General features: G+C 48.6%; 12 protein-coding genes and 1 riboswitch. Of the genes, 2 read left to right on the top strand and 10 right to left on the bottom strand.

The window, feature by feature from the left end; translation table 11 throughout:
- Positions 1-6 precede the first annotated feature (6 nt).
- From NQ510_RS13415 to NQ510_RS13385, 7 genes are all read right to left on the bottom strand, one after another.
- Positions 7-2097, bottom strand: coding sequence for a receptor L domain-containing protein (locus tag NQ510_RS13415; RefSeq protein WP_004311297.1), 2091 nt, complete (start codon positions 2095-2097; stop codon positions 7-9).
- A gap of 14 nt (positions 2098-2111) precedes the next feature.
- On the bottom strand, positions 2112-3893 hold the full coding sequence (locus NQ510_RS13410; RefSeq protein WP_004293827.1) for a PKD-like domain-containing protein: 1782 nt from the start codon (positions 3891-3893) through the stop codon (positions 2112-2114).
- Positions 3894-3957: 64 nt separating this feature from the next.
- Complete coding sequence (locus tag NQ510_RS13405) at positions 3958-4875, bottom strand: DUF4465 domain-containing protein (protein ID WP_004289228.1); 918 nt, start codon at positions 4873-4875, stop codon at positions 3958-3960.
- A gap of 143 nt (positions 4876-5018) precedes the next feature.
- A riboswitch (cobalamin riboswitch) is annotated at positions 5019-5210 on the bottom strand.
- 386 nt (positions 5211-5596) lie between these two features.
- The gene (locus tag NQ510_RS13400) at positions 5597-5926 is read right to left on the bottom strand and encodes a site-specific integrase (protein ID WP_004289226.1); all 330 of its coding nucleotides are present in this window, start codon (positions 5924-5926) and stop codon (positions 5597-5599) included.
- Between the two features lie 46 nt (positions 5927-5972).
- Entirely contained in the window at positions 5973-6866 is an 894-nt protein-coding gene (locus NQ510_RS13395) for a phage integrase SAM-like domain-containing protein (protein WP_004289225.1), read from the bottom strand.
- 429 nt (positions 6867-7295) lie between these two features.
- Complete coding sequence (locus NQ510_RS13390; RefSeq protein ID WP_005829346.1) at positions 7296-8177, bottom strand: tyrosine-type recombinase/integrase; 882 nt, start codon at positions 8175-8177, stop codon at positions 7296-7298.
- Between the two features lie 168 nt (positions 8178-8345).
- Positions 8346-9734 (bottom strand): cobyrinate a,c-diamide synthase, encoded by a 1389-nt coding sequence (locus tag NQ510_RS13385; protein ID WP_005829348.1) that lies wholly within the window; start codon positions 9732-9734, stop codon positions 8346-8348.
- 185 nt (positions 9735-9919) lie between these two features.
- Here NQ510_RS13385 and NQ510_RS13380 point away from each other — a divergent pair, with 185 nt between their 5' ends.
- On the top strand, positions 9920-11350 hold the full coding sequence (locus tag NQ510_RS13380; RefSeq protein ID WP_034525811.1) for a RapZ C-terminal domain-containing protein: 1431 nt from the start codon (positions 9920-9922) through the stop codon (positions 11348-11350).
- A gap of 25 nt (positions 11351-11375) precedes the next feature.
- Complete coding sequence (locus tag NQ510_RS13375) at positions 11376-12116, top strand: nucleotidyltransferase family protein (RefSeq protein ID WP_005829351.1); 741 nt, start codon at positions 11376-11378, stop codon at positions 12114-12116.
- A gap of 95 nt (positions 12117-12211) precedes the next feature.
- On the opposite strand, the gene NQ510_RS13370 is transcribed toward NQ510_RS13375, so the two are convergent.
- The 3 genes from NQ510_RS13370 to NQ510_RS13360 all read right to left on the bottom strand — a co-directional run bounded on the left by NQ510_RS13370 (position 12212) and on the right by NQ510_RS13360 (position 16127).
- The gene (locus NQ510_RS13370) at positions 12212-13897 is read right to left on the bottom strand and encodes a putative transporter (RefSeq protein WP_005829353.1); all 1686 of its coding nucleotides are present in this window, start codon (positions 13895-13897) and stop codon (positions 12212-12214) included.
- Between the two features lie 127 nt (positions 13898-14024).
- Positions 14025-15557, bottom strand: a complete 1533-nt coding sequence (locus tag NQ510_RS13365; protein ID WP_005829355.1) for an acyl-CoA carboxylase subunit beta — start codon at positions 15555-15557, stop codon at positions 14025-14027.
- 54 nt (positions 15558-15611) lie between these two features.
- On the bottom strand, positions 15612-16127 hold the full coding sequence (locus NQ510_RS13360; RefSeq protein WP_005829357.1) for a biotin/lipoyl-containing protein: 516 nt from the start codon (positions 16125-16127) through the stop codon (positions 15612-15614).
- Positions 16128-16151: the final 24 nt, after the last annotated feature.

Here is a 16151-nt window from a genome sequence, read left to right as displayed (position 1 = left end):
TAAGGTTTAATCCTGCTGCGTATATTGTTTGTCCTTCATATTTTGGAAGGTTGGGTTATACCCACATTTCGTCACGCTCCAACTTTCCCCCGTAATCATTCCGTTTTCTATAAACTTGCCGAAGAAAGTGTAGTCGGTAAATTTCGTCAAACCGTCAAAAACAACCCCATGCAAGGTCTCCAACTTCTCCATGGAAAGTGTTTCCTGAGAAAGAGAAGTCGCACTTTTTATCTGTAGCGTACCATCTATAGTCTGTAATTTATCACAAGTAATGCCTGTTGCTTTATTAACGAACAACCCTTCACCTCCTACGTGAAGCAATTCCGGAATATCCAGCGATTTACTTTGTAAAGATATTGCTAACGAACCCTCTCCCTCTTTATAATATACAGGAGAAGCTGAACAACAAACTTTGGATAGTAAGGGCAAGTTACAACTGGTAAAATTTCCAGATAAATAGAACTGTCCTCCCACTTCTTTCAAGACTGGCATTGTGATTGAAGCAAACATGGGTATTTGGATATATCCATATCCATCTATGATTTCCAAGTCGGGAAATTTGGCATTGCTTCGCATTTGGCCTGTCACATTTAGATTTCCATATACATGTTGAATTGTCGATATGGTATAATCGGTATTGTTGGTGGTTGGCTTACAAGTGAAGTCTTTGATATTCTTGAACGTGATTTCAGGGAACTTATTATTCGTGAGACTGGTGATGACAAAATTTACATTTGACAAATCTTCGGCTGTTTCAATTTTGGAGAGCTGCACCTTGTTTATAATTTCAATCTGGGGCGCTGTTTCTCCGAAGGTTTCAAATCGGGCGTTCGGCAACAGCAGTGTTCCGCTCACATCTTCAAGATAATCCAGCGTGATGCTTCCAAGTGTGGTGATCTTGCTCCAGTCGGGAAGTTGTTTGAGTGCCGTGAAATTCTTTATCTTTATCTGTCCCTTTATCGTTGTCAGTTTGTCCATTCCACCGAAAGCCTGAAGCACGTCATTTCGTTGGGGAACAAAACTACCGGTAGGAGGAGCTTCCATATTGGCTTCCATAATAATACTTCCGTTTACTGTTTCGATTTCCGGAAGGTTGATGGTTTCCAACATCACGGGGACGGTATGGAAATCAAGGCCACCGGTCTCTTTCAGCTTAAGGAAGCTCATGGAAGTCAGCTTGGCAAGATTGTTTACGGACAAGACCCCTCCGACACTTGTCAGTTCCGGTATTTCCAAAGACGCAATCGAACCGGCTGCTGTGTTCTCTTCATTGAGTCCTTGAAGATTCAGATCCTGACCTACAGTAGTCAGAACCGGAAACTCAAAACTCTGTAACGACGACGCATTGAACATCACGCTTCCTTCAATAGTTGCCAGTTTCTCGAATAGGACATACGTCACTTGGTCGTTATATACCGATATGTCTCCGGAGAGCGTTTCCAATGCTTTCATGGAAATCATGTGAAGTTCCGTAGCTTTCGAGGCGACATCGGTCGAACCTACCTGTAAACCTCCGGCAGAAACGATATTATCCAACCCTGTCAAGTCTGCACCGTTGTAACTGTTACGAATGACAATGTTGCCAGTAACCTCTTTCAAAGATGCCAATGCAGATATGTCAGTGATTTTTTCTGCCTCTTCCGCATCAGAGCCGATAATCAGGTTCCCTTTGACAACGGTTGTTTTGGTTGCGGCAAAAGAAGCTACCTCCTCGGTGGTCTTCAACTCCACATCTCCGTCAGATTCTATCTCGCTTTTCACGACCTTATAGGTATATTCGCGGGCATCTCCGTTATAGGATGTCACCCGGAAGGTTCGTTCGTTATCCCAGTCCGTTACCGTTTCAGGATCAGGTATGATTGTTGCAGAAGTTGTGTACTTGAATTCCACTTCGGCGTTGTTCAGCGATACCGTATAGGGAACGGTTATTGTTACTGTATTGTCCGTAATGTCGGCCGTGTACGATTTCCCGTCCACGGTCATCACGACCGATGTGATGAAATTTTCATCTGCATCTTCAGGTATAATTTCATCGTTTTTGTCACACGCTCCCAAAAAGAACAAGGATAGGAGCATGGGAAGAAAATAAATTTTCATACTTGTAATTTTTATTATTTGGTTAGATCCTCAAAAGAAAATACCTCCGTAGAAACTTCGCCCAGCCAGCCGCTTTTGGCCAGAACACCGCATTGTATTTTGATAAAGTCAATATATTGCAGATTGGCTTCCGTTCCATCGGCATGGATGGCATTGGAAATTTTGAAACCGTTCCTTTGTCCGCTTCCATCCACCGTACTGCCGCCTTCTATCTGGTCGTTTCCGAAATTATCCACGTACCCCCAGTCATAACTCTGATTATCCCAATAACCGGTTTGAGAATCTTGGGTGTTGCGGGCGGCCAGACAAGTGCCTGTCAGGGTATAACTGTTTTCCGAAATCCAAGCCGGATAATAATAGTCTTGTGTATGATAAGCGGACAGATAGTCTACCCAGCCGTTTCTACCGTCGGAACTGATCCATTGGACATCCATTTTTTTGCCTTCCGGACGGTAATAGGTCACTTCAAAATTCTGTATTGTTTCTTCCTTGCCTGCTTCAGATCCTTTCAGTTCGTACCACTCGTCATCCGGCAATCCGTTTCCGTTTATATCTTGCATGACCCATACGATACCCGGTTCGGAACTGCCGTCAAAGGCGTTCCCCTGAACACAGAAATCATATTGGTTACCCGAATTGGGAATACTGTGGTCGAAGCCGACGATGATATAACCCCCGAAAGAACCTAAAGAGACGTGCAGTTTGTCTTTCAAACGCTGTGTTGCCCATGCGACAGCCGCTTCAGGGGATGTTTCGTTGCCGGTCATACCGCCTATCGTGCTCGTCTCGTTGATAAATTGGCCGGGAGCTGGGGTATATTCATAGACTTTATTCCAGAGCTTGGAACTTCCCGAAGCCCGGAAGCCGTCTTGTTCCTTTTTGTCCACACAAACGACTTTTACGGTGGCAGTGACAGCCGTTTTCCCTTTGTCGATATTCCTGCTTATTTTTTCCGTCGGTGTGTCTTCCGACACAGTACAGGAGACGGTGTATTCTCCGGGTGCGGACGGCGTGAACTTGAACATGCGTTCCACTTCTCCTTCCATGACCTGACCGTCCACACTCCACTCAAAACGGGGATTGTCGAAATACTCCAACAACGGACGCAGGAAAACAGGACGGTCGGCAAAAGTGTACCTGTCCGTGGATGTTTGCAGGTAAGACGGGGTCGGGAATTTGACAACGTAGGGCATCGTTTCCACGACCTCTACGCTTACGTCTTTCGTTGTTGTCCCATCTATATTGGAAGCGTTGATTGTCACCGTATAAACACCGAGTTCTTTTTCATTGAAAGTATAAGTATTCTCGGTGGAAACGATTTTTCCTTCCCGTACCCATTCGATTTTGAACCCTTCGACATCCGAATGCTGAATATCGGGAGTAAATGTGTAATCGGTATTCCGGACGACTTTTAGCCCCTGCGAAGGTAGTGCCAGTGAGATGACCGGAGGGGTGAGTTCTTTCACTTCTACTTTCAGTTCCTCTTCGGCATAGCCTTCCGCATTGTCTACTCTTAGTTTGACATAAAAATCCCCGCATTCATTCCATGTACGTTGAAGAGACGGACCCGAAGAAACCAGCGTACCGTCTATCGTCCAAGCAAAAAGAGCATCTTCAACATTCTGGTATGTCGGGGCGATAGTCAATTCGTGATCGACCTTGACCGTGTAAATACCGGTCTCGCTGTCAAGTTCTATTATAGGTTGTCCTCCTACTTCTTCGGTAATGACTTCATCCTTGTTGCAGGAGGTGAACAGCATACAGGCAGAAATAATAAAATAGTGAAAACGATGCATGATGTGTGGATTTTAGAAAAATAACAGGGATACCCCCGACAGAAGGGATATCCTTGTATTCTTTTTATTGTATGGTGATATCATCAATACAGATATAAGCCGGAGTATTCAAACCGTATGCTCCCGAATCCGAACCCTCGAAGTTGAATTTCACACTTTGCACCCCTTCGGCATTGATTTCCCAATAATCCCATGTCGTGATAGGATCAACCTGTTGTTGGCCGTTACGATAATCGGCTAAAAGACGTTTGTAAGTGCGGATCAGACCGCCATTCGCATCATAACATTCCAGATTCACTTGGAAATACCCTTTCATCTCTTTCAGAGGAGTCGCTACCCCCGTAGAACCGAACTGATTACCATAAGTAATGACACCATAAGTGTATGAGGTGTTGCAGATCCACAGGCCGACCAATTTCCGGGGAACATTGAAATAAAATTCTGGTTTAGCCATCCATGCCTGATTGTAAGCATCCACATATCCGTAAACGACACCGAAATTGGAACCGCTGTGCCCGGCTTCCTTATTCTGTCCTTCCGCTTCCACCGCAGTGTTATAGACAGAACATTGGTTTAGATAAGAATACCACCAGTCTCCGGTATTTCCCGACTGATTGGAGCGGATGTTCCAGTTGGAAAGTGCGATGCCGCCGCTGGAATACTCTGTGCTTCCACCTACAGTATTAAACATTGAAAGGAAGAGATATTCTTCCGGAGTATTGTCGTAAATGGTGGTTACTTGAGGATACCCTTGGTACGAATAAAGATTTTCTCCGGCCGAGGTAGGTCCTGCTAACATGCCGGGATCGAAATCATCGAAAGTGATAGTTAAAGTACCGTCCGAATTTGTCACAGCACGGGTTTGCGAAGTTCCGGAATCAACCGGGTCCATCAAAAAGTCATCGTCCGAGCTACAGCCAGAGAACAAGGCGGTTGCGGTAAATAGACAGGCACCTGCCAGAAAGCGTAATTTTCTTTTCATAGGTCACTAAACATATTATTAACAAACACAAAAAATTCCCGTTCGTGCGGACTTACACGAACGGGAATATGTCTGTCTTCAAATATTGAATGGCCGATGAGCTATTCCTTATTTGATTACGACCCGTATATCCCGCAGGTGTAAATCTCATTCCGGTCATGGCAGGTCTTCTGACTCGTCCCGGTCATCGTGCCTTCCCGGTATTACACCAGTGGCAAAAGTTCGATGTCCGTTTTTGTGGACTCACAGCAGCGGGTACTGTCCCGGATTTTCACCGGGTTCCCTTTTCATTCGGAAGGCGTAAACCTCCCGAAACCATTTCCCGACTGCAAAATTATCTATATTACATATCAATTCCAAATAATTCATAATATTTATAATAAAACACACAAAGCATGACAACCGTACTGTTTTAATTAGAGCATTCAAGTTTACGACAAACGAAGACGGTAATTATCATACACAATATCCATAAACCAACAAAACAGCTTGCCATTTTCCATAACAATGCGTTCTGGAATAGATAACTGTTAGCTGCAATTATGCAAGCAAAAAAAGCAGACAGAATAATGACTATTAATATCATGCACCAGAAATTAATCCTATAAATTTATGGAAAACAAGTAAGGGAATGGAAGTTCCGTTGCCGCATGGATGCAGGTGAAGGACCTTCTCTTTTAACGTTGGATACGCCAATGCACGCCAACGGAAGACTCTGATATTATCTGTTTGGAAAGGATATAGGATGTGCGTTACTTTGTCGCATATTCAGAATCTTAAAAAGAATTTTAGTATGGAACTGACAATTATTGAAACAAGCGCGTATTAGGAGTTGAGAAAGCTGGTCAGCACGCTGGTCGTACAGATGGGCGACTTCCAGAAAAAGATTGCCCCGCCTGCGCCGGACAAGTGAATGGATGCGCAGGACGTATGTGATGGACTTATGCCCAAACACTTTCTGAAGAGTTTCCAGCAGCATCCCCTTGAGTATGGCCAGAACGGCAAATGCGTGGCGTCCGATGTGCGGGGTGACCTCGCCCCGGAGTTGCATTTCCTGCCTATGATTCCAAGACTGAGCCGCATGGCATTGTATTCACCTACCGGAAAGACACATTCGGGGAGTCTTTCTTTTCATCCGTACCCCTATATTTTTCAATCAGTTCAATAGCAATGGGCAATAATTTTACGACATACGCCACTCCCGTTTTTATACGGTTGCCCATCAGCCATGTACCGCCGTCGGAGTCGGTATGGATATTATCGTATGTTATGGCTTTCAAGTCCACATAGGAAAGACCGGTGAAGCACATGAACAGGAACATGTCGCGCATGGCACGCTGGCGTTTGTATCTCGGTTCTATATGGATTATCCTTTGCAGTTCCTCTTCGGAAAGGAAAGAACGCCTCTTGTATTCGGGCATACACTCGAATGATGCGAACGGATGAACCCGTATCCAGCCTTTTTCCTGCGCGATATACATCAGCCACTTCAAGGTATTGACACGCCCGAAGACAGTGGAGTTTGCCAAAGCGCATGTACCGAGCATCCAGTTGTAGTAATCCTCGATGAATGATTTCTCAAGTTCTTCGATGACAATATCCTCTGCATTCTTCTTGCTTTTCATGAAAAGCAGGAGACTCTTGTAATCGGCAACCAGACCGCAGTAGGTGCTTTCGGCTTTCTCTATGCCGATTTTCTTTTTATACGGTTCCAGCTGTTCCCTGAAAAGGTTCATAAGGGTGTGGCATTCCTCTGAGAAGCCGACATAGCGGTTATAGACTTTCTTGGCTGTAACAAAACTGTCGTGGTCGCAGATGTACTGGTAGTGCCTGGTGATTTGCGCCTTGATATTGTCAAGCTCCTGATTGAGTGTACGGGCCTCCTCGGACTTGCCTTTGGCCCGGTTGGTTTTGACGTCCCACAAAGCGAGGGACACTTCTTTCTTACAACTGAAACCGGCTTGGGTTCCATTGATGGTGATACGGCCCATAATCGGTGTCTTTCCGTTTTTTACAGACTGTTTATTCTCAAAACACTTAGCTATACATGGTCTGCGATAAGCTAAGAGAGATTCCCCTTACACAAAAGCATGGCATCTCCTTGTCGTATCTCGCCTTTATACTTTTATGTATAGTAGTCTACCGGATCGAATGAACAAGACCTATCCCATACATAAACCAATTTAGACTGCTATGTTATTTTTGAGGAAGAAGATGGAATGAGACCAGATACCCTCTTTAAGGCTGACTGTAAGTCGATTAAATGTAGAAAAAGATTGCTTTTGTCACAAGTAAAGTGTATATTTGCATTGAAAGAATCGTTCTTTGACAGAGGCAAAAGAAAACAGAATATTGTAATTCGCTCGTTTCTAAATCGTTACCTGATATTAATTAAACAGAAATAACTGTTTAATTTTCAATTAGATAGAGATTGTATGATGTTTCGCCACATATGAGCTGAGCTTCACACCTGGCAGCAACAGAGACGCTATTTTTTCCAGTTTCAGATTGAAGCCACGAAGAGCCCGAAGATAATCCATATACAGTTCTTTATCCTTTTTCACCTTCCCGGCCCGTTTCTTCTTGCTCTCTTGTCTGTGTAGAATCGGAAAGAGATAGATGGAATCCGGATTCTTGCTTTTAAACTCTTTCATCAGTTCCATCGCTTCTTTGGGAATACGCACCGTCATCTGCCGTCCTGTTTTGTGGCGGCTATATACAATGCGGTTCCCTTTCACATCTTGTTTACGCAAATAAGCGAGGTCAATGAACGGCATTCCTCGGAATAGGAACATCAATAAAAAATAAGCCAGCACACACCGCAGATCCGAAGGCAATTTTCTTAAGTCTGTACACAGCAACGTATTCATCTGTTCCAGTTCCAACGCCCGTTTAGTCTGTGATTCCACTTTTGTGTACACGTCATCAAACAATTTCGGGTTATAGGGCAGCACCTTTTCGCCGACCATCCGGTGATATACCGCCTTCAAGTTCCGCATATAGGTGGAAATGGTATTCAAGCTCAACCCTTTAGGCTCTCTTTTCCGCTTCCTCATTCCTTCCCGTCTCATCCATTCTTCATACTCCTTCAACCTGCCTGGCGTAAAGACCTCATCCACCGGCATCGGCATTCCTGCCCCACCGTAAAACTCCGCGATAGATTTCAACGCATACGTATAGGTATGTGCCGCCGAGCGCTTCTTATCCGCTTCCAACTGCTCAATCACCGTCTGCATATAAGATGCCAAATCCGGCATCTTCATGGGGCTCCCCATTTCTACATTCTTTTCTTTTTTACTCATAATAAATCTGATTTTCAAATCCGCACCCTACGCATATCCTAAAAAGGCCACGTTGATGGGAAAAATTTATGAGTACAAAGTAAATTATATAAGAAAATTATAAAGAATATATAAGGATAAATAAATTTGTTCACTAAAACAAACCGGTTCAAAGGAGGTTCTGCAAGATTAGAGTTCACCGAACAAAGCCATCACATCCACCTCGCCCCAATACAGATGCGTATAACTGGCTATCAGGTTCTTATAGCGAAAGACGGGAGTGGTTACCTTCCCTCCTTTGGCATTGTAGACCTGCGCTATCGAAAGAGGAAGACTGCACGCACCACCTTCTTTTCCATCGGTTTCGGGCACGGCAAACTGCGTATAATGGAATTCGTGTCCTTTAAGCCGCCATCCGTTATAGTCGAACCGGCGGTATCCCAATGTCAATTTCCTGCGTTTACGCTCGTTCGTAATGCTGAAAGGCAATACTCCTACCATCTCATTTCCAATATTGCCTACACAGCTCCCGGCGCTTCCCCCGTCCGTATCCCCATCAGAAAGAACGGACTGCGAAAGATATATCATCCCCCCGCATTCTGCCAGCGTCCTGCCACCGGCCTCTATATAGCTGCGGATAGACTCCCTGGCAAGCCTTGCCCCGGCAAGTTCCTCCAGACGGTTCTCGGGATAGCCGCCGGGCAGATAGAGCAAATCCGTCTCTTGCGGAATAGGCCGGTCATGCTCCGGATTGAAGAAAGTGACCGTGCCCATACGGCGCAGAATATCCAGATGCTCCGCATAGAGGAAGGAAAAGGACTCTTCGTTGCGCGCTACCGAGACATGCAGCTTCCCCGGCTCTGATAGTACCGGCTTCTCCTTCACTGCCGCCGCAGGCAATGGAAGCCCGGTTGTCGAGAGCAGCAGTTCCCAGTCCACATGTTCCTCCAGCAAGCCTGCCAGCATATCCAGTCCCTCCGTCTCCTTAGAACGGCTGAAATCCAGCCCCAGATGGCGCGACTCCTGCTCCAGTTCCTTCTGCTTGGGCAGATAGCCCAGACAAGTCACGTTCAAGTCTTCACAGACCTCCTGCAGCATCCGGTAGTGGCGGGGCGAGCCGACACGATTGAAGATAACCCCCGCAATACGTATATCCGGACGGAAATTGATGAACCCCGACAACAAAGGAGCCATGGAATAGGCAGCCGACTTGGCATCGGCCACCAGCACCACAGGAATACCCAAGAGCCGAGCCACTTCTGCCGACGAGCCCCGGTCGCGGTCGTACCCGTCGTACATCCCCATCATCCCCTCGACCACAGCAACATCCGCATCCGCCGAATAGCGTGCATACAGACTGCTTACGTGCTCCTGAGATGCCATGAAAGTATCCAGATTGACGGAAGGACGGCCGCATACCGCCTCGTGATACTTAGTATCTATATAATCGGGACCGCACTTGAAAGGCTGCACCTTCAGACCTTTCTTCATAAACAATGCCATCAGTCCACGACTGACGGTGGTCTTTCCACTGCCCGATGTAGGGGCGGCTATGAGAAACTGAGGGATGGAACGCATAATTAATGTGCTAATGATTTAATGTACCAATGTGCTAATCGGCTGCGCTATACTTGCGCTACTTCCCCATGCCGCAGGTCATTGGCACATTGGCATATTGGCACATTAGCACATTTTCAACGTGCAAAGATAAGCATATCTCCGACAAAAGTTTTATCTTAGCTGCCAAAATAAAACATACCACCATGATAACCGAAGAACTTAAGAAACTCTACATCGCACATACCGGACACGAACCGGAACAGATTGACGAACTCCCCTCCTCCGGCTCCAACCGCCGCTACTTCCGCCTCACCGGAAACCCTACACTTATCGGCGTCAGCGGAGAGTCTGTGGAGGAGAACCGCGCCTTCCTCTACATGGCAGAACATTTCCGCCAGAAAGGACTGCCCGTACCGCAAGTGTTCATCCGCTCCGAAGATGATATCTATTATCTGCAAGAAGACCTGGGCGACTCGCTCCTATTCAATGCCATCGAGAAAGGCCGCAAGACCAGCGTATTCGGCGAGGATGAGAAGCAGTTACTGCGCAAGACCATCCGTCTGCTGCCCGCCGTGCAGTTTGCCGGAGCCGACGGCATGGACTTCTCCTACTGCTACCCGCAGGCAGAGTTCAACAGCCGCAGCATTCTGTGGGACCTGAACTACTTTAAATACTGCTTCCTCAAGGCTACGGGGATGGACTTTCAGGAAGACCGGCTGGAGGACGACTTCCAGAAGATGGCAGACGTGTTGCTCCGTAGCAGCTCCGCCACCTTCATGTACCGCGACTTCCAGAGCCGTAACGTTATGATAAAGGACGGCGAGCCGTGGCTCATCGACTTCCAGGGCGGACGCAAAGGTCCGGTTTACTACGACGTAGCCTCCTTCTTGTGGCAAGCCAAAGCAAACTATCCCGACAGCCTGCGCCAAGAGTTGCTGAAGGAATACATCGACGCCCTGCGCAAGTACCAGCCCGTGGACGAGGCTTATTTCTATGCCCAGCTTCGCCACTTCGTATTGTTCCGCACCATGCAGGTGCTGGGTGCCTATGGTTTCCGCGGTTACTTCGAGAAGAAGCCCCACTTCATACAAAGTGTCCCCTTCGCCATCGAGAACCTGCGCCAGCTGCTCCAAGAGCCTTATCCCGAATATCCCTACCTCTGCCGGATTCTGCGCGAACTTACCGAGCTGAAACAGTTTACAGACGACCTGCAAAAGCGCCGCCTCGTGGTGAAAGTCACCAGCTTTGCCTACAAAAAAGGTATCCCCGAAGATTCCACGGGCAACGGAGGAGGTTTCGTCTTTGACTGCCGCGCTGTGAACAACCCCGGCAAGTACGAGCGTTACAAACCCTTCACGGGACTGGACGAACCCGTTATCCGCTTCCTGGAAGACGACGGCGAGATAGCCGTATTCCTGGAGCATGCCTACGCCCTTGTCGACGCTTCCGTGAAGCGCTACATGGAACGCGGCTTCACCAATCTGTCTGTCTGCTTCGGCTGCACCGGCGGACAGCACCGCTCCGTGTACTCAGCACAACACCTGGCGGAACATCTGCACAAGAAGTTCGGCGTGCAAGTGAACCTGATACATAGAGAACAGAATATTGAACAGACGTTTAAGGCCAAAGTTTAATGTGCTAATGTGAGAATATGCCAATATGAAAGCCATGATTTTCGCCGCCGGCCTGGGCACCCGGTTGCGCCCCTTGACGGACCACATGCCCAAGGCCCTCGTTCCCGTAGCAGGAAAGCCCATGCTGGAACGGGTGATACTGCGGTTGAAGGAAGCAGGATTCAACGAGATAACGGTCAATATCCACCACTTCGGGGAGCAGATTATCGACTTCCTCCGTACCCACGACAACTTCGGCACGGAGATTCACATCAGCGACGAACGCGGCATGCTGCTCGACACCGGAGGAGGCATCAAAAAGGCACGCCCCTTTCTGGACGGACAAGAACCTTTTCTGGTGCACAACGCGGATATTCTGACGGACATTGACCTTGCAGGTCTCTACCGCCACCATCTGGAGAGCGATGCGGAGTCTACCCTGCTTGTGAGCGAGCGCAAGACTTCCCGCTATCTCCTTTTTGACGACGACTACCACCTGCACGGCTGGATAAACAAGTCCACCGGAGAGGTGAAACCGGCAGGCTTCGACTACCGGGAAACGAAGTACCGGGAACTCGCCTTCGGAGGAATCCATGTCATCTCCCCCTCCCTCTTCCGCCTGATGGATGATGAGCAATGGGACGGCAAGTTCTCCATCATTCCTTTCTACTCGTCCGCCTGCACAAAGGTGCACATACAAGGCTATCCGCTGCAAGGATTCCGCTGGTTCGACATCGGCAAACCGGAGACACTGGCACAAGCGGAGGAATACTACAAACAAAAATAACAAGTAATGTAAAGCAGCCTAACATTACTTGTTAGCTCTCTTTACATTACTTGTTATCAAATCAACCTATGTACCATAGATTATCTATGGTGAAACTATGCCAGTGCCAGTATCAGCAACTGAGCCGTCAGCACCCGCAGGAACATAGCCAGCGGATAGACTGTGGCGTATCCCACCGCAGGGGCATCGCAGGATGTCAAGTCCGAGGAATAGGCCAATGCAGGTGGATTGGTGTTAGCTCCGGACAGCACACCTATCAGCGTATAGTAGTTCAGCTTCCAGAAATAGCGCCCCATGAATCCTGTCACCAGCAACGGAACGACCGTGATGATGGCCCCATAGCCAATCCACACATAGCCGCCTTCGTAGATAATGGTATCGATGAATCCCTTTCCTGCACCCAACCCCACGCAGGCCAGGAACAAGGCGATACCGATTTCGCGTATCATCAGATTGGCACTCATCGTCGTGTAGGTTATCAGCTTATATTGAGGCCCGAAACGGCTGATGAGGATGGAAACCACCAACGGTCCACCGGCCAGTCCCAGTTTCACGGGTTGGGGAATGCCGGGGAACATGAACGGCAGACTGCCCAAGATACATCCCAGGGCAATACCCAGGAAGATAGGAATCAAGTTGGGATGGTTGAGACGCTTCAGCGAGTTACCCAGCACCTTCTCCGCATGACTCACGGCAAGCTCACTGCCTACAATCGTCACACGGTCTCCCATCTGCAACTGCAAGTGGGGAGTTGCCACCAGATCCACGCCCGAACGGTTGATACGGGTGATGCAGGCACCGAAGTTGTTACGTATCTTGAGCTGAGACAGAGACTTGCCGTTCAGTTCCGGCTTGGTGATGAGGATGCGGCGTGAAATCAAGTTCTTGTCCTCCCGTTCCCACTCCACCGAAATTTTTCTTCCGAAGAAGGCAACAATGGCCTCCACATCTTTCGGGTTGGCAATGAACAGAATTTCATCCTGCATGTGCAGCACCGTATCGGCATTCGCCAGTTCTGTTTCCTGACTGCCGGTGTGCCGGATGCGGGAGATGACAAACGCACGGTTCAACAATGGTTTCACATCTCTGATCCGCTTGCCGTCTATTGCCTCATTGCGTATCTCTACCGATATGGGACGCACGGTCAGCTCCTGCAGATGACCCAGCCCGTGCTCGGCATCCTCCTCTTCTTTTTGGGTATTAATCCGCATGAAAATCTTCAAGGCTAGCAGCGCCAGGATGCAGCCCACCACACCCAGCGGATAGGCAACGGCATATCCGAGTGCGATTTCCGGAGCATCCACCCCGTTGAGGTCACTGTTTGCCTGCTGGGCAGCACCCAGACCGGGGGTATTGGTCACGGCTCCGGACAAGATACCCACCATCGTAGTAATGGGGATTCCGGTGGCAAAGTGCAACACAATGGTGATAAGCACGCTGAGAAAGACGGAAAGCATTGCTACCATGTTCAGCGTAAGTCCGCCCTTCTTGAAAGCGGAGAAGAATCCCGGTCCCACTTGCAGACCGATGGAATAGACAAACAGTATCAAGCCAAACTCCTTCAGGAAGTGCAGCAGATGTTCGTCGAGGTTCATGTCGAAATGTCCGAAGACAATGCCCACAAACAAAATCCAGGTGACACCCAGCGAGATGCCTGCCACCTTCAACTTGCCCAGCATGATACCGAAGGTGATGACCAGGGACAGAATCAGGACAGAGTGTGCCACTCCTCCGCCCCAAAGATTGGGATAACCCTCAAAGAGGTTTCTTAATAGTTCCATAGTTTCTATCTTTAGTTTTTACTTTTCAGCCTTATTGTTTAATTCTTAATTCTCTATTTAAAAAGTGTATCCCCACAGAAATCACTTCTCCGGGGATACGCATTTCACACATAAAAAATAACTACTATTATAAAGGCATGTTGCCGTGCTTTTTCGGTGGATTGCTCTGATTCTTGTTGTGCGCCATCTCCAATGCCTGCACCAGCTTGTAGCGGGTATCGCGCGGCATGATGACCTCGTCTATGAGGCCACGCTCGGCAGCGCGGTAAGGGTTGGAGAACTTGCTTTCGTACTCCTTGATAATCTCCTGCTTCTCTTCGGCAGAGGACTTACGGTAGAGGATGTTCACCGCACCCTCGGCACCCATCACGGCGATTTCCGCCTGCGGATAAGCCAGGTTCACGTCGGCACCCGTCGGTTTGCTGGACATCACGATGTAGGCTCCGCCGTATGCCTTGCGGGTAATCAGCGTTATCTTGGGCACGGTGGCCTCGGCATAGGCATAGACAATCTTGGCGCCGTGGCGGATGATGCCGTTGTGCTCCTGCATCGTTCCGGGCAAGAAGCCGGGAACATCTTCGAAGGTTATCAGCGGGATGTTGAAGCAGTCGCAGAAACGAATGAAACGTGCCGCCTTGTCGCTGGCATCAATATCGAGCACACCCGCCAAATAGGCAGGTTGGTTTGCCACGATACCTACCGAACGCCCGTTCAGACGACCGAAACCGATAACGACGTTCTTGGCAAAGTGAGGCATCACTTCGAAGAAGTACTGGTTGTCCAGCACCGGTTCTATAATATCCTTGATGTCATAGGGCATGTTCGGGTCCTCAGGAATGACGGTCTGAAGCGCCTCTACCCGGCGATGGATATCGTCGGAGCAGGGAGTGAAGGGAGCATCCTCCATATTGTTGGACGGCAGGAAGCTCAGCAGCTCGCGGATGCTCATCAGTGTCTCCTCCTCCGTATTGCACATGAAGTGGGTAACGCCGCTCTTGCTGCTATGCGTATAGGCACCGCCCAGTTCCTCCTTGTCCACCTCCTCGTGGGTCACGGTCTTTACCACGTCCGGACCGGTGATAAACATGTGGCTCTGCTCCTTTACCATGAAGATAAAGTCGGTAAGCGCCGGAGAGTAGCATGCCCCACCGGCACACGGACCCAGAATAGCGGATATCTGCGGAATGACACCCGACGCAATGGTGTTCTGATAGAAGATGGAGGCATAGCCTGCCAAGCTGTTCACACCTTCCTGGATGCGTGCGCCGCCCGAATCGTTGAGGGCAATGACGGGAGCACCGTTCTTCAGGGCAAGCTGCTGCACCTTTACAATCTTTGCGGCATTCGTCTCGCTGAGCGAACCGCCATGCGCCGTGAAGTCGTAGGCATAGACAAATACAAGGCGGCCGTCTATCTTTCCGTAACCGGACACCATGCCGTCTCCGGCAATCTGTTTCTTCTCCATGCCGAAGTTGGTGCAACGGTGGTTCACGAACTTGTCCAGCTCATTGAACGAGCCTTTGTCCAGCAGCATGTCAATACGTTCGCGGGCAGTCATGCGGCCGGAGGCGTGTTGTTTCTCTATCTTGTCTACGCCCCCACCCAGCGAGGCACGTTTATCCAGTTCCTCAAACTGGCGGTATATTTCTTCTCTGTTCATATTTGCATTTACAATTTAGTGATTTATAATATACGGACTGAATGCGACTCGGGATTATTCCTCCTTTATCAACTCCAATTCAATCAATACTTGGTTGGCATTTACCGGTTCGCCCTCGCCCACGAGGATGTTGCGGACGATGCAGTCGGCATTTACCTTATAGTTACTCTGCATCTTCATGGCTTCCAGCACCACGGCAATGTCGCCGGCAGCCAGTCGGTCGCCCACCTTGACGGGGATGCTTACCACCTTGCCCGGCATCGGAGCCAAAATCTTGTCGCCCTGCTTCTCGTCGGCTCCTTTCTTCATGTGCAGATACTTGGCTTGCGTGTCTACAATGTCTACGTGGAAGGAACGCTGGAGCATGCTGATGTCATAACTCTTGCCGCCCTCGCCGCGCACAAGGCCTGCGTTGAACGAGTTTCCGTTGTGCAGGATGGAGCAACTTCCGTTCTCTGCCATCACAATGTCCACTTCGTAGGGCTTTCCGTCAATGGTAAGTTGTACCTTATTCCCTTCCTTACCCACCAGGGTAATGTCTGCGATACGGTCTCCTATATGTATTTCCATTATTAATTATCCATTATCAATTAT

It is taken from the genome of Bacteroides uniformis, assembly GCF_025147485.1.
GTDB lineage: Bacteria > Bacteroidota > Bacteroidia > Bacteroidales > Bacteroidaceae > Bacteroides > Bacteroides uniformis.
This window is presented reverse-complemented; position numbering and strand designations above follow the sequence as displayed.

What these genes read in the sequence shown, in the direction of transcription:
- NQ510_RS13370 (WP_005829353.1), bottom strand. Translation starts at nt 13,897, where the DNA reads ATGGAACTATTAAGAAACCTCTTTGAGGGTTATCCCAATCTTTGGGGC.
- NQ510_RS13375 (WP_005829351.1), top strand. Translation starts at nt 11,376, where the DNA reads ATGAAAGCCATGATTTTCGCCGCCGGCCTGGGCACCCGGTTGCGCCCC.
- NQ510_RS13415 (WP_004311297.1), bottom strand. Translation starts at nt 2,097, where the DNA reads ATGAAAATTTATTTTCTTCCCATGCTCCTATCCTTGTTCTTTTTGGGA.
- NQ510_RS13380 (WP_034525811.1), top strand. Translation starts at nt 9,920, where the DNA reads ATGATAACCGAAGAACTTAAGAAACTCTACATCGCACATACCGGACAC.
- NQ510_RS13360 (WP_005829357.1), bottom strand. Translation starts at nt 16,127, where the DNA reads ATGGAAATACATATAGGAGACCGTATCGCAGACATTACCCTGGTGGGT.
- NQ510_RS13385 (WP_005829348.1), bottom strand. Translation starts at nt 9,734, where the DNA reads ATGCGTTCCATCCCTCAGTTTCTCATAGCCGCCCCTACATCGGGCAGT.
- NQ510_RS13390 (WP_005829346.1), bottom strand. Translation starts at nt 8,177, where the DNA reads ATGAGTAAAAAAGAAAAGAATGTAGAAATGGGGAGCCCCATGAAGATG.
- NQ510_RS13400 (WP_004289226.1), bottom strand. Translation starts at nt 5,926, where the DNA reads ATGCAACTCCGGGGCGAGGTCACCCCGCACATCGGACGCCACGCATTT.
- NQ510_RS13365 (WP_005829355.1), bottom strand. Translation starts at nt 15,557, where the DNA reads ATGAACAGAGAAGAAATATACCGCCAGTTTGAGGAACTGGATAAACGT.
- NQ510_RS13405 (WP_004289228.1), bottom strand. Translation starts at nt 4,875, where the DNA reads ATGAAAAGAAAATTACGCTTTCTGGCAGGTGCCTGTCTATTTACCGCA.
- NQ510_RS13410 (WP_004293827.1), bottom strand. Translation starts at nt 3,893, where the DNA reads ATGCATCGTTTTCACTATTTTATTATTTCTGCCTGTATGCTGTTCACC.
- NQ510_RS13395 (WP_004289225.1), bottom strand. Translation starts at nt 6,866, where the DNA reads ATGGGCCGTATCACCATCAATGGAACCCAAGCCGGTTTCAGTTGTAAG.